This is a genomic window from Leptospira langatensis (assembly GCF_004770615.1).
Lineage (GTDB): Bacteria > Spirochaetota > Leptospiria > Leptospirales > Leptospiraceae > Leptospira_B > Leptospira_B langatensis.
Genome location: NZ_RQER01000004.1, coordinates 229,575 through 243,347, shown reverse-complemented (window position 1 = coordinate 243,347; position 13,773 = coordinate 229,575). Strand labels below are relative to the sequence as shown.

Genomic DNA, 13,773 nt, shown 5'->3' with positions numbered 1-13,773 from the left:
AATCCCTATCTTCGGAGTATGGAAATTCCTAGCTATTCTCCCTCGGAATGGAGGGCCGCAGTCTCTGGGTATGCGAGTGAGATCCTTCGCATAGGGCACGAAAAATCCCCATTCTGGTTGGCGGTCCGCACTTTTGCCTCTGTCGCTTGCGAGTCGGACGATCCGGAGCCTTTTTACGACGACTTGGATTCAGGATTTAAAAGGGAATTAACGGAAGAAGATGAGGAGCGATTGGACCAGGCGCTTTCCGCTTTTCTGGATCATGCTACTGCGGTGCTGATCGCCATTTCCGAAGCCTATAGCGACGAGGACGAGGATAGAAGCGAAGAGATCACTGACGAGGCAATCTCAGGCCTGCTTTCCGGATTGAACGATGCGGGCGTCAAAACTATGTCCGACAACGAGCTCTTGGAAATAGCGGTTACAGTGATCAATACTAGATTAAACTTTCATAATGTTCCTGCGGAGGAAAAATTCAGCCTCAAGACCCTGAACGCGATCCCCGACTTGGAAGAAAGAAAGATATTGGAACCCTTTGTCTCATTCCTGATCGAAGATTACCAATCCGTCGAGGATAGAGAGGAAAGATTCGCACTATTAATGCAAATCCTCTTCGATACCTTATGGGCTTTATTCTATCTAGGACTCGAAGAAGACGAAGAGTGATGGGGTCTAGACCCTTTCTACTGCGATCAGGCTAATATCATCTTGGGGCTGAGAATTTCCCAGCCAGGTTTTGATATCATTGATTACGAGATCTGGGATATGTTCTATCGGCTCTTTCGATAATTCGGAGAGCCTAGATCTCAATCTGGCCTCTCCCCAGGCTTCTCTTTGGGAATTGAATTGTTCGAATACTCCATCCGAGAAAAGAAAGATCCTGTCTCCACTATAGAAGACTTTCTCCACATTTTCGTAAGTCTTATTGTTCCTTAAGCCGACGATCGCACCTGTCCTTCTTAAGGTAAGGGCTTCGGAGGAAGTGAATAAGACCTGATCCGGATGTCCTGCGGATGCATAGACCAATCGATTCTCTCTAGCATAAATATCTACGATGATGGAAGAAAAGATCGTACCTAAAGAAGAGAACTTTCTCTGGAACTTATCGTCCAGAAGATCCAAACAGAAGCCCGGGTCCTTGGCTCCGAATTTAATTCCTTCGTATTCGGCCTTGATCGCCATGGTTACAAGCGCTGCTTGCACTCCGTGTCCTGTGGCATCCGCGAGGAAGATCCGATATACTCCGGGAGAGATTTCGAATATGTCGTAGAAGTCTCCACCTACCTCATCTCTTGGAAGATATTTTACTGCGTACTTTAATTCTTTATAGGACTCCGAATTCTCCGGAAAGAGTTTCATCTGGATCCGTTGTGCGACCAATAGATCCTTTCGGATCCTTTCCAAGGAATGATTTAGCTCGGAAGTCTTTTCTCGTACCATGACTTCCAAATTATCTTTTAGGATATTCAGTGCGCTGTTTGTGATCTTTAGGTTCTCGCTCAGCACTTCCGATTTACGGAAGGCTCTTGCGATCCTGCGAGAAAGGATGAGCGATTGGAACATAGTGAAGATCAACAGACCGTACGGAGAAGTATTCACTCCTCTGATATTCAAGCGATCCAATAGAAGATCCGTTACGACAGTTGAGCCGAGAGTAAAGAAACCTGCTAAGAATAAGAAAGAATCCTCTCTTTTTCTCCATACCCCGATGCAGGCAGTGACCAAGACATAGATGACTAGGATCCCGGCAACGATCTGGAACGGGGCAAGCAGTGTGGTAAAGAAGGAAACGTTTAATAAAAGGGTAATATCGTATCCGATCGCGAGCACCCAAGCCCCGTAAACGACTACCGCATGAGTGTCTTTGGGGAATAAAGAACGATGGAATAGTAAGAATATAGGAACGGAAGTATAAAAGGAAAAGAATTCTAAACGAAAGAGCGATTCCCAAGGAAAGTTCGGGAATAGGTCCAAGACTAAGCGACTTCCTACTAACACGTTTCTCAATGCGAGAAGGAACGCAAACAATGCAAAGTATAAGGCAGACTTCTCCCTTCTTCTAAATAAGAATAAACCGATATGATAAAGCCCTATCATAAGGAGTCCGCCAAAGAGAAAGGACTCTCTGACTTGGCTGATGAGCTTTTCCTGATTGATCTCGGCTACGGTCCCGATCTTGGGGACCTGCCAAAATCCACCGAAATTATTGATCCAATTCGAGCCATGAAGAAGTAATTCAGTCTCTTCTTTCTCTATTCGCAAGGGCAGATACACAGGCTTGATCTTTGCGATCTCCGTCTCTGCTCGAAAACTTGGGCTTCCTGATGAATAGAGCAACTTGCCATTGTAATATAATTTATATGCGGATGCGAAGTCAGGAAGAAATAGGCCGATCTCCTTTCCAATATCTTCTGCAGGGAATTTTAGGACTAAACGTAATGTTGCTGCACCTTCTCTTGGAAGGACCTTATCACCACTTTGTCTTCCCTGCCACGAATGAGGGATGGGCAGGATCTCCCAGCTCTTGAATTTAGCCGTCTCTTTGGGATCTACAAATTCTCCGTATGCGAATTGCCAATCTCCTTCCAGAGAAATCGCTTCCGGATTTTCCTTCAGTGATCTTTCGGAAACGGAAATCACTCCGTTCTGGATGGGAGAAGCGAATATAGGACTAGTGCAAATGCACGTTAGTAGAATCGCAAAAGCTGTAAGAGGTCGTCTCACAGCCTGGTAGCATAGAAAATCCGATCGAGTTGTCGAATATTTTTTAGGATTATCCGACAACCGAGCATCCTCTTTGCGGAGATGAATGGAGAAATTCCTCCGTAAAAACACAAAGAATTCAAACTTTTAATCCGGAATTGGACCGAAATCAGGGAGTCACAGTCTCTTTTAAAACCGAATTCAGTCGATCCGGATAGTCGCTAATAATCCCGTCTACTCCGACACGTATCAGTCTTCTCATTTCTTCCGGATCGTTTACCGTCCAAGGTATAACACGAATTCCTAATGAATGCGCTTGTGTCACGAAATCATGGGAAACATACAGAAAATAAGGCGAGATAATATCCGCTTTCAACTCTTTGGTTTTTTCCAAAACTGCATGTCTTCGGGAGTCTCCGAACCCTAATTTCATCGCCATCCCTTGCGGATAAGTAAGAGAGAATAATGCGGAGGTCTTGATCCTCGGATTCTTCTTCTTAGCTATGCTCAATGCGGGAAGATAGAAGGATTGCACAGTACTTCTATCTACCATGCCTGCCGCCTCTATCGTTTTTAAAAGAAGACTTACGTGAGCTTCTAAGATCTCGGGAGACACGTTCGAATTCTCATCATTTGGGAACTTGGTCTCAATATTGAATTTGGGAAGTTTAGGACGTTTTCCTGTTCTTTCCCAGGTTTTGATCTTATCGAAGAATTCGCCGAGAGTGATGAGTTCTGTGCCTGGGACGGAAGCCTGTTCCGGGAAGTTAATATTCTTCTTAGAGCCGCAATCCAATTGTTTCAGCTCTGCCAGAGTCAGATCATACAGGGAGACTGAAGAGATCTCAGTGCCGTCTTTCTTAGTGCAAATCGCAGGATTTGTGTTCGAGTCGTGATGTATTACGATTTTTTGATCTTTAGTTAGAACGGTGTCCAGCTCTAAAGTGGTCATCCCGTGTTGCAGAGCCTCTTCGAAAGCGGGCCAAGTATTTTCCGGTTTTAGACCTCTCGCTCCTCTGTGCCCTTGGGAATCCAATGTTCCGTCCATAGGTTGATTGCGGATTTGATCTCCTCCACAGTAAAAAAGAAAAGCGGCGAGGATCAGGCTGAATGTTTTGAGAAAGAAAAGTTTCATGTGTTTCCAGTGTATTCGATCTAAGATCATCCTGTATTACGATCCAAAAAATACTTTTAATAAAAATCCGCCTACGACTCCTCCTGCAAGCGGAGCAAGGACCGGAAGCCAGGCGTATTCCCAACCGGATGGACCTTTATTAGGGATCGGTAAAATAGAATGAGCGAGTCTGGGACCTAGATCTCTCGCAGGATTGATCGCATAGCCAGTTGTTCCTCCCATAGAAAGTCCTATGGCCCAGACTAGGATCCCTACGGAAAGGATCCCCATAGGAGTTGTTAGGTCCGTGATCTGAGGAGAGAAGATGGAGTAAACCCCAAGCACTAAAACGAAGGTCCCTAAAAATTCACTGATGAAATTTGAACTCCTATGTTTTATCGCGGGATCCGTAGAAAAGACAGCAAGGATCTTTCCCTTGTCCTTAGTTTCCTTCCAATGCGGAAGATAATGCATATAAACTGCGGATGCGCCCAGAAAGGCCCCTAACAATTGCGCAGGAATGTATGTTAAGATTTTAGAATAGTTTCCGGATTGTACTGCGAATCCTAAAGTGATCGCAGGATTTAAGTGAGCATCCGGACTTCCGAATGCCTTGGCAACGAAGACCCCAATGATGACTGCAAAGGCCCAGGCGGAAGTGATCACCATCCATCCGGAATCCTTTGCTTTAGATTTTTCTAATAATACGCCTGCGACTACTCCGTCGCCTAAAAGGATAAGCGTAAAGGTCCCTAAAAGTTCTCCGAAGAAGGGGGATAACATTCTCGATCTTGCCTCATATTTTCGGTCTTAGTGCTAAAACTCGCTGAAGGATGATCGAATGGAGTGGGAACCAGGGCAAGCTTAAAACGAGATCCTAAGAAATACGAAAAACGGATTTATCATACGCTTCCCTTGGTATTCTGCGGTCCCCCCCATTGGATTAGGCATCGCGGGACTTTCTGCGTCAATTTCCTTGGCCATTTCGGCTTATTCCTTCGCGCACGTTCTTTCGGTTTGGAAGGGGAGCAATCCGTAAGGAACGAAACCGAATTGCAAAACATTCTGAGTAAGAAGTACGGAAGCGATCATCGGAATATCCTGAAAAAATTCTTGCTCAGTTCGGAATGAAACGCTGGGCTGCTTTTAAGACTTCGAAGCGGATCATTGCACGGTTTTGTTATGAAACTATATAAGACGGATAAAAAGGAATCACTCTCCACCTGGTGGCTTAGGCTGCGCTTGAATTACTGGCCTTGTATTTGGTGTACCGGAGGAAAGATCCAGTTCATCTCTTCCGACTATAAAGAGCTGCATGTGGGCTTGAAAAAGAATCTTCGAACACTGAACCGTGTTGGAACGATTTATGGAGGAAGCATTTATAGCTCTGTAGATCCTTATTTCATGTTGCTCATGATGTGGATCCTCGGTCCGGAATATGTGGTCTGGGACAAGGCTGCCAAGGTAAAATTCGTAAGGCCCATCGTGGGCAAGGTAAAGGCCAAATTCCTGATCACTGAAGAATTGATCGAAAGAACAAGACAAGGAATATTAGAAAAAGGTGAAATAGTATTCGATCTTCCCGTAAAATACGAGGATGAAGAAGGAAAAGTCTATGCCACCTTTGAAAAGACGATCTATGCCGCTTCTAAGGAATTTTATGAGAAGAAGTTAGCGTCCAAGAATATGACTTCTTCCTTTAAGCCTTCTTAGTCGCCATCCATCCTCCTACATGAAACGCCTGGAATTTTCTTTGGACCCGGGAGAAACCGGCTTCCTTAAAAAGTTCCAGATATCTGGATTCCGGGATCCTATGCAATTCGTAGAATCTTTTCAGATATTGTGTTAAGGCTTCTTCTTCCCAGCCTTTGAATTGCAAAAGATAGGATCTAACGTAGGAATGAAGAGTGTCATCTTCTTCCGGCATGGATTTGAAAAGGTCGAATAGGATCAGACTTCCTCCGGGCCTCAATCGATCATAGATCTCCTTTAAGAGGGAAAGTTTTCCACCGTCATCTTCTATAAAATGAAGGACCAATAATAAAGTGGCAGAATGGAATTTGGGATCGAGAGGAAGTTGATCTACCGTTTTGCATTCGAAATGGATTTCCTTATATTTTCGAACTGCTTGCTCTATCATTTCAGGAGAAGGGTCTATTCCAGTGATGGAAAATCTTTCGGGAGCGATCTTTAAAAGGCTCTTGAAATCTCCTCCCGTTCCGCAACCTACTGAAAGAATATTTCCGGATTCCGGAGTGATTGCCAATAACTCGGTCGCGACCAATTCCATGATCCCATCGTAGAAAGGGATCATCTTACTTATCCTTCTCTCGTAGATCTGAGCTCTTTCACCTTCGAAACGTTCTACATGACCCATCCTTCCATAAGACATCTTAGATCGAATTGGATAAATCAATTTTTGCAAGCGCTGGTTTGATGTGCAAAGCGAAGCGAAAGAGTAAGGGAGTAAGATCCGAAGGAAGATCTAAATTTCGAAATCCCCTCTGCTCGTGGAGACGACCCTATTCCTTCCTGATTTTTTTGCTACGGAAAGTGCCGCCTGGGCTTCTTTCAATAAAATGTCTTGGGTCGATCCGTCTTCAGGGAACATGGCGACTCCGACGGAAACGCTTGCTTGGATGGCTTTTGATTTCTCAGTTATAGAGAATTCTGAGAATAACCTTCTGATCTTTTCGGCTCTTTCCAAGACTATATTCCTACTCGCACCGGGAAGAAGTAAAAGGAATTCTTCGCCGGCTACTCTGGAGGAGATGTCGCTTCGTCTCGAATTGTCCAACAGGATCTTTCCGAATGCCTTTAGGAACTCGTCTCCTTTGCTTGTGCCGTAGATCTCGTTGATCGCTTTCAATCGGTCCACATCAAAATATACGACTCCTATCTTGGACTCACTTCGTTCCGCTCTATGGACTTCCGCTTGAAATGCTTCGATCGTATACATCCGATTGAATAATCCGGTGAGTTTATCACGAATTTCTAATTCTCTGATCTTTAGTTCTCTTCTTCTGAAGAGTGACTCGAAGCGCTTTGCCTTGGCTTGATAGAGGATCTGATCCGTCAGGTCCCGAAAATAGAATGCTTTTGCCGGTTCCTTCTCATCTACTAGAATGGAGATTGTCCTACATACGAATCGTTTCTTTCCGGAGGGGAGTGGAATAGTAAGATAGGAATGTTCCTTAGGATCCTGATCTACCAGTTTGGAATACCAAAAACGTTCCTTTACGTTATTCTTTTCGGGGAGCAGGCCCATATTTTGGGCAGAATGATTCGAGTCCAGGACCTTCCCCTTGGCGTCGACAATAAGGATCGCATCTTCCATATTTTCCAGGAAGTTGAGATTTCGGATCCAGTAGTTTTTCAAGGTCGAAGACATCTCCGCAATTAGAAGCAACAGCTTAGAAAAAGATTACCACGGGTCCAAAATAAAATCACTCATCATTGAGGCGAAATCGTGTTAATTTAAAATTAAGAACGATACATTTCGAGGATGTCTTTTGCTCTCTGGATGATCGCCTCTCTTAATTCTCCAGGCTCTTGGACATAGATGGACTCTCCGAAATGCATGACATGGCTCAAGGCCCATTCTCTGGTTTCCATATCGATGTCAATCTCGGCGAATCCGCCGTCTAACGTACGCAATTCTTTGAATCGAACATAGGGAAGGCTTTTGATCCTCTGTCCTTCGCTTTCCGTGACTCTTAGGGTGACAATGTACTTGGGTACTCTGGACTTGAATTCGGAAACCCATTCTTCCCAGTACTTTGCCAGATCGAATTTCTTAGGTCTTTCGAATCTGTCTGAGATCATTTCGGCTTCTTTGATCCTGGAAATCCGATAGACTCTCATCTCTCGACCCCTTTTCGCTACAACGTACCAAGTTGTATCCATTGCGACCAACCCGTACGGTTCTATCGTTCTGGGTTCCCTTTTGCCTTCCTTTTCGTAGATGATCTTGAGCTTTCTTTCCTCCCAGACCGCGTCTTGTAGAACGGGAAGTAGAGGCAATTCTCGGATGGCTCGGTTCCAACCGGCTCCGTCTATATGGATCCTTTGCCGTACAGTCTCCGCATCCTTTCTGTAGGCTGGAGGAAGGGCCGCGAGCAGTTTGACAAATGCGGAGTCGAAATCCTTCTTCTTTCCTAGATCTTCTAAGACCCTAGAAGAATGAACTAATAAAAGTGAGATCACTTCTTCTTTCTTGAAACCGGTGAGATTGGTCCTATATCCTTCGCTTAGGGCCCATCCTCCGCCTATCCCGCGTTCGGCGTAAATAGGGATCCCTGCACTACATAATGCCTCCATGTCCCGATGTACTGTTCGTTCCGAGATCTCTAGCTTTTTAGAAAGTTCTTTAGCAGTGGTCCTTCCCTTGGCCTGCAGATGAAGAAGGATATTTAAAAGCCGATCCGCTCTCATAATATGAATATAATCTATAAATATGACAGATCTTGTCATGTATAATCCATTACACTGTTTTATGTGTGGAAATTATTTTAAGGAAAAGTTCGGAGAAGATCCGGGCTGAACTAGATTAGGGGTTTATTTATGATTACTTTAGCAACTTCGACATTCGGTATCATTCTGTGCAAGGGGGACATACTCAGTAAATCCGTTCCCGGTCCTTCCGGAAAAATATTCTTTAAGGACGAAGGGAATGGAAGTCTTCCGATCGTATTCGTACATTCCTTTGCGGGCAATGCATCTCATTGGGAGGACGCCAAGAATTTCTTGGCGCAAAAAAGAAGAGTGATCCGGATCGAACTGAGAGGGCATGGGGACTCCGAGCCACCTAGGGACGGAGACTATAGGATCGCTTCAATGGCCAAAGACATTGCTGCGATAGTGGATTCTCTCCAGCTCCCCAAATTCGTGTTAGTCGGTCATAGTATGGGGGGAAGTGTCGCTCTCCAATATGCCGGAGAAAATCCGGGCAGAGTAGCAGGTCTTGTTCTGGTAGATACGAACGGAGATCCCAAGGAAGTCCCGGAGACCGTCCGAAATCAGATCAAGGAGGCTCTTCATTCCAGTGCTTATCGAGAAACGGTAGACGGTTATTGGGATCAGTTACTCTCTCATTCCTTTCCTAAGGTGAAGAAAAGGATCTTGGAGGATTTGCGTAAGGCACCAAAGGAAATGGTGGTCCGTATTACGAGCGAATTGCTGGATTACGATCCAAACCCCTCTCTTAGAAAATACACAGGACCGAAACTTGCGATCGTTATCTCCGAAAACGAGGATCGGTTCTCCTTGCACAGATTGCAGGGGGGCTTTTCTTTCCACTTAGTTCGAGAAGCTGGGCATTGGTTGCATTTGGACCAGCCCTTGGAATTCAATCATATATTAGAGACTTTCCTCAAAAAGCTCTGAAATTTTTTTACAGATTCCGGAAGAATAGGCAAATTTCTGATTTTTTCCCAAAAGAAATCTCAATAATATTGCTTCCTGCTTTGCAAGTCCAAGGCCGAAACACGTTTCGAAGAGGAAGAAAATATAATGCTATTTCGTCAAATTCTCCGAATCCGTATGAATCGCAGTTTGCTTTTTTCCATTCTACTCGTATCTATCCTTCCCTTACTTTCCTGCGGAACTAAGGTATATCCGAAGATTGCTCCCAGAGCCGAGAAAGGAGTCTTGGATCTAAAGGATTGGAATTTCGCCGAAGACGGGATTGTGCCTTTGGATGGGGAGTGGAAATTCCAATGGTTGAAATTGCCGATCTCTCGTCCGGAAACGGATGGAAAGTCCGAAAATCCCATTCTCGTTCAAGTGCCAGGGAACTGGAACCAGATCCCACATCTTCCTGGAATGAATCCTTTGATGGCATTCGGTTACGGGACTTATTCGTTAAAGGTCCTTCCACGTAAAAATTCGGGACGCTTGATGATCCATTTCCAAGCTGCCGGGACGGCTGCCTCCATATACCTGGATGGAAAAAAGATCGGAGGGAACGGTGTAGTAGGAACGGATCCGAATTCTTCTCGTCCTCAATATCTTCCTTTGTACATTCCGATCGGAGAGCCGAACAAGGAGATGATCCTTCAGGTGGAGGTCTCTAACTTCAATCATTACAAGGGTGGCCTCTGGGAATCTTTAAGGATCGGTACGGAGAACGATCTACTCAGTTTCAGGGATAGCAGGGTTTCCAATGAGATGTTCTTGTTCGGTAGCATTATCATCATGGCCCTGTACCATTTCGGCTTGTTCTCCTTAAGAAGAAGGGATCGTACAGGATTATATTTCGGAGCCTTCTGCGCTAGCATCTGTCTCAGGATTTTTGTAACTGGAGAAAGATTCCTGATCCAAAAGTTCCCGGATCTGCCCTGGGAGTTCTTTAATAAGCTGGAATATTTGTCCTTTTATATGGCGGTGCCATTCTTCATCTACTATTTGGACGCGTTATACCCCCATTCCTTCTCTGCCAAGATCCGAAAATTCTGTCTTTGGTTCAATCTAGTAGTTTCCGGAATGGTGGTGATCACACCTGCGAGTATTTATTCTCATACTCTGATCCCTTTTCAAATCGTACTTTTGTTTATCATAGTATGGTTCTTTAAAGTGCTCATTCGTTTGGTGCGGGGCAGAGCGGAAGGATCCTTAATGGCATTGGGTGGAGTGCTCGCTCTTACTGCGGCAGCGGTAAACGATAGCCTATACGCACAAGCGGTCATCAACACCGGATATTATCTTCCTTTGGGCCTGTTCGTATTCATCTTTGTACAGTCTTATCTATTATCATTCCGGTTTTCCCAGGCGTTCTTGTATATTGAGAGATTGTCGGATAACTTATTGGAAGTCAACAAGGCCTATAGCCGCTTCGTTCCTTTAGCATTCTTGAAATTCCTAAATAAGAACGATATTACGGAGATCGGTTTGGGGGATCAGGTGCAAAGAGAGATGACCATACTCTTTTCCGATATCCGTTCTTTCACTCAGTTATCCGAAAAGATGACCCCTAAGGATAATTTCGATTTCTTGAATTCCTATATGAGAAGAATGGGGCCCATTATTCGGAAGCACGGCGGTTTCATAGATAAATATCTTGGGGACGGTATCATGGCCCTTTTTCCGAATCTTCCCGACCAAGCCTTGGAAGCTGCGATGGAAATGTTGAGAGAGCTCGAGGCGTTGAACGAATCCAGGGCGGATCGGAATTATGAGCCGATCAAGATCGGAATCGGTTTACATACTGGAACACTAATGCTCGGCACCATCGGAGAGGAGGAAAGAATGGACGGAACAGTGATCTCCGACGCAGTCAATCTTGCCTCTCGAATAGAAGGGCTAACGAAAGAATTTCATGCCAATCTTCTTCTGAGTGATAATACTTACAGAAAGTTGAAGAATCGTAAGAAGTATTCTTTCAAGAAGCTGGGCAAGGTGAGGGTAAAAGGCAAAAGCAATTCCAGCGAAGTATACGAGGTCGTGGGATGATTTTCCTCGACCTCTTGTTCGCTCAATACGATCCATCTCATATTAACGGATAGGCACTCAATTATTTCTGCGGGTCGTCTTAAGTATCCCGTATTATTTCTTAGGATATTTTTGTTTATAAAAATCTAATGCTCTCAGGATGAGCTCTTTCGCGACTTCAGGGCCTTCGGGTTCTTCTACCCTGACTTCTTTTCTTTCTAATTGCTTATAAACGGAGAAGAAGTGGGTTAGCTCCGCACGAAAGGACGCAGGAAGTTGGGAAACATTTTCGATCCCATCAAAACTTCTATCTCCTGAGGCGACCGCCAGGATCTTTTCGTCACCTTCTCCTCTATCTATCATTCTCATCACACCGACCACTCTTGCCGGTACCAAACATAAGGGGGGAACTCCTTGGGAGCAAAGAACTAGAATGTCTAAAGGATCTTTGTCATCGCCTAAGGTCTGGGGGATAAAACCATAATGCGCGGGATAATGGACGGACGCGAAGACTACTCGATCTAATTTGATCAGACCGGATTCCTTATCTACCTCGAACTTGGCTTTACTGCCTGCAGGGATTTCTATCAGTGCGTGGATCTCGTGAGGAGGATTCGGGCCGGGGCTTGCTTCATGCCAAGGGTGCTGTATCATTCCAGGATATTGCTAAGGAGGGACGGGAACTATCAAGTAGATTATGCTCGATATCGCAAGGATGCAGTAGGCGTGTTCGATTTATAAGTTATTGAATATATTCGTTTTTAATAAATTAGAAATATTTGTCGATCCGAGCTTGAAGAGACATAGTATGATATAAAGCAAAAATATGTTTTTTTATATCAATTTGAGACGATTATGAATATATTTTTAGTCTTAAAATTTGTATAACGTTATGACTTCCGCACCTGATCAAAAACATTTCGAACTCGGACAGCTGGCTGCTTTTAAGCCGCTGTATCTCAATCTTAGATCCAAAGATTCGTTTCCAGAAGGAGAAAGACCTTATTTTAGTCCGGAAGCAGAGAGACTATTGCTGACTGCGGGAGAGTCAAGTAACGTAGTCGGATTAACGACAGGAAAGATCCCTGTGATTCCAGCGCCAGGAGTATTGGATCCCAGGCTTGTAACGGAGATTGAGGAGCTTGTCGCCGAAGGATTGCTCCTGGTGATCCCACGCATCTATTCTCAAAAGAATACCGGAGAACTCGAAGTAATGCTTTTGGCATTGGGCTGCAAATCGTCCAAGAAAGGCGGCTTAGAGAATGTTAGAGAAGTCTTCTTTCAAATCGTAAGAAAATCGGCAAACGCTATCCGGAATTTTGAGATCACTTCGAATAACGAGAAAGGGATCGAATTGAACGAAGTCCTTTATTCCTTGTCGGAAGGAGTGAATCCTCATCTAAAAATCGAAGTAAGCGATATTTCCAGACAGTTATTAAATAAGATCCAGCATAGAAATCTCGTTTCTAGAGAATTGATCGACGACTACTATAATTTGATACATTCCTTCATACAAGAAGAAGCGATCCTGACGAAAACATTTACCTGCGGATATATTCATGTTCCAGACCAGGACGCGGATACTCTATTCAAACAGGTTGCGGAACTTTACGAAAAGAGAGTGGTTCCAAAGCTTGTATTAGAAAACCCTAAATTGGCGGAGCAATTGATATCATTGAGAGAGGCCGTGCTTTCCGGAGAGACAGCTATTCCAAATATGGATCCTATGATGATCCGAAAGTCTATCTTTTCGGAGGAATTTGCAAAACTGACCCATCTCTCCGGTGATGAAGGTCCGTATCCGGATTTTTTCAGACTAGCAAGGGTGATCACCGAAAAATCACTGGAGAGCGATCTTTTTATCAAGGGAGCGCGGGAAAGGTCCGTAGAGAACGGCCTAAAAAAAGTCGTGTTAGAAGGAAAAGGAACTCTGGAACGTTATATGTCATTGTCAATAGGAAGGGATCTGCCCTTGGATTCCGATGTGGCCAAGTCGATCCAACAGGATCCTTCCTTATTAAGCTATGTATATTACGGTCCCGAAGGACCCGAACTTTTCCTCTGCCCTTGGGACCGTGCTTTGGTTAAAAGTATACTTCGGGAGTTAGCGCTTAAATATTCCTTTAATAATCTTACTAGCTTGAGCTTTTTACTTCTTTTGTTCAAAAATAAGGACAAACTTCTTTCGCTTATCTCTGATCCGGGAGCTGAGGAAGATTTCAAGACACTAGGCTATAGTTGTCTAGCTCATACGTTTCCATGGTATCGTAGGCTTGCATTCTTTGTGGGAATGAATGGCGGAATATTGAGTGGGATCTTTAGGGAGTTGGGAGAAATAAGTTACCGACTCATGGGAGAAAAATTGAAGTACGAGGAGAAAATCGATACGATCAAGAAAAAGCTTCGTCAAGAACTGATCGTTGAAGTCAGGGAGTTACTGGATAGCATTTTGGAAAAGTAATCGATACGATCGGAATGTTCCCAACCTGGGTGGAATGAAGGCGGAACGGAAGTTCGGTTCCGCGCGT

At 44.4% G+C, this 13,773-nt stretch carries 12 protein-coding genes; 5 read left to right on the top strand and 7 right to left on the bottom strand.

Annotation, left to right across the window (positions count from 1 at the left end; genetic code table 11):
- The first annotated feature begins 18 nt into the window (after positions 1–18).
- A complete protein-coding gene (locus EHO57_RS05290; protein ID WP_135646176.1) occupies positions 19–666 on the top strand; it encodes a hypothetical protein in 648 nt (215 codons plus the stop codon).
- A 6-nt stretch (positions 667–672) separates the two neighbouring features.
- Here the strand turns inward: EHO57_RS05290 and EHO57_RS05285 are convergent, their stop codons facing one another.
- The 3 genes from EHO57_RS05285 to EHO57_RS05275 form a co-directional block, all read right to left on the bottom strand.
- Positions 673–2,784: a SpoIIE family protein phosphatase gene (locus EHO57_RS05285; RefSeq protein WP_246050535.1), complete on the bottom strand. Its 2,112-nt coding sequence runs from the start codon at positions 2,782–2,784 to the stop codon at positions 673–675.
- A gap of 88 nt (positions 2,785–2,872) precedes the next feature.
- Positions 2,873–3,838, bottom strand: coding sequence for a glycerophosphodiester phosphodiesterase (locus EHO57_RS05280; RefSeq protein WP_135646177.1), 966 nt, complete (start codon positions 3,836–3,838; stop codon positions 2,873–2,875).
- 36 nt (positions 3,839–3,874) lie between these two features.
- Complete coding sequence (locus tag EHO57_RS05275) at positions 3,875–4,600, bottom strand: MIP/aquaporin family protein (RefSeq protein WP_135646178.1); 726 nt, start codon at positions 4,598–4,600, stop codon at positions 3,875–3,877.
- Positions 4,601–4,999: 399 nt separating this feature from the next.
- Between EHO57_RS05275 and EHO57_RS05270 the strand changes: the two genes are divergently transcribed.
- Entirely contained in the window at positions 5,000–5,530 is a 531-nt protein-coding gene (locus tag EHO57_RS05270; protein WP_135646179.1) for a DUF4442 domain-containing protein, read from the top strand.
- Here the strand turns inward: EHO57_RS05270 and EHO57_RS05265 are convergent.
- From EHO57_RS05265 to EHO57_RS05255, 3 genes are all read right to left on the bottom strand, one after another.
- Entirely contained in the window at positions 5,517–6,194 is a 678-nt protein-coding gene (locus EHO57_RS05265) for a class I SAM-dependent methyltransferase (protein ID WP_135646180.1), read from the bottom strand. The two genes, EHO57_RS05270 and EHO57_RS05265, sit on opposite strands and share 14 nt — an antisense overlap.
- A 108-nt stretch (positions 6,195–6,302) precedes the next feature.
- On the bottom strand, positions 6,303–7,196 hold the full coding sequence (locus EHO57_RS05260) for a sensor domain-containing diguanylate cyclase (protein WP_246050534.1): 894 nt from the start codon (positions 7,194–7,196) through the stop codon (positions 6,303–6,305).
- A gap of 104 nt (positions 7,197–7,300) precedes the next feature.
- A complete protein-coding gene (locus EHO57_RS05255) occupies positions 7,301–8,251 on the bottom strand; it encodes a helix-turn-helix transcriptional regulator (protein WP_135646386.1) in 951 nt (316 codons plus the stop codon).
- 129 nt (positions 8,252–8,380) lie between these two features.
- Here EHO57_RS05255 and EHO57_RS05250 point away from each other — a divergent pair, with 129 nt between their 5' ends.
- Together EHO57_RS05250 and EHO57_RS05245 are read left to right on the top strand one after the other, a co-directional pair.
- Positions 8,381–9,202: an alpha/beta fold hydrolase gene (locus tag EHO57_RS05250; protein WP_135646182.1), complete on the top strand. Its 822-nt coding sequence runs from the start codon at positions 8,381–8,383 to the stop codon at positions 9,200–9,202.
- 156 nt (positions 9,203–9,358) lie between these two features.
- Positions 9,359–11,266: a 7TM diverse intracellular signaling domain-containing protein gene (locus EHO57_RS05245; protein WP_135646183.1), complete on the top strand. Its 1,908-nt coding sequence runs from the start codon at positions 9,359–9,361 to the stop codon at positions 11,264–11,266.
- A gap of 93 nt (positions 11,267–11,359) precedes the next feature.
- On the opposite strand, the gene EHO57_RS05240 is transcribed toward EHO57_RS05245, so the two are convergent.
- Positions 11,360–11,896, bottom strand: coding sequence for an inorganic diphosphatase (locus EHO57_RS05240; RefSeq protein WP_210410051.1), 537 nt, complete (start codon positions 11,894–11,896; stop codon positions 11,360–11,362).
- A 241-nt stretch (positions 11,897–12,137) separates the two neighbouring features.
- On the opposite strand from EHO57_RS05240, the gene EHO57_RS05235 reads away from it, so the two are divergent.
- Positions 12,138–13,706: an exonuclease gene (locus EHO57_RS05235; protein ID WP_135646185.1), complete on the top strand. Its 1,569-nt coding sequence runs from the start codon at positions 12,138–12,140 to the stop codon at positions 13,704–13,706.
- The last annotated feature ends 67 nt before the right edge of the window (positions 13,707–13,773 follow it).

Coding starts and splice junctions, on each gene's coding strand:
- EHO57_RS05290 (WP_135646176.1), top strand. CDS start 19: ATGGAAATTCCTAGCTATTCTCCCTCGGAATGGAGGGCCGCAGTCTCT.
- EHO57_RS05280 (WP_135646177.1), bottom strand. CDS start 3,838: ATGAAACTTTTCTTTCTCAAAACATTCAGCCTGATCCTCGCCGCTTTT.
- EHO57_RS05275 (WP_135646178.1), bottom strand. CDS start 4,600: ATGTTATCCCCCTTCTTCGGAGAACTTTTAGGGACCTTTACGCTTATC.
- EHO57_RS05270 (WP_135646179.1), top strand. CDS start 5,000: ATGAAACTATATAAGACGGATAAAAAGGAATCACTCTCCACCTGGTGG.
- EHO57_RS05265 (WP_135646180.1), bottom strand. CDS start 6,194: ATGGGTCATGTAGAACGTTTCGAAGGTGAAAGAGCTCAGATCTACGAG.
- EHO57_RS05255 (WP_135646386.1), bottom strand. CDS start 8,251: ATGAGAGCGGATCGGCTTTTAAATATCCTTCTTCATCTGCAGGCCAAG.
- EHO57_RS05250 (WP_135646182.1), top strand. CDS start 8,381: ATGATTACTTTAGCAACTTCGACATTCGGTATCATTCTGTGCAAGGGG.
- EHO57_RS05245 (WP_135646183.1), top strand. CDS start 9,359: ATGAATCGCAGTTTGCTTTTTTCCATTCTACTCGTATCTATCCTTCCC.
- EHO57_RS05235 (WP_135646185.1), top strand. CDS start 12,138: ATGACTTCCGCACCTGATCAAAAACATTTCGAACTCGGACAGCTGGCT.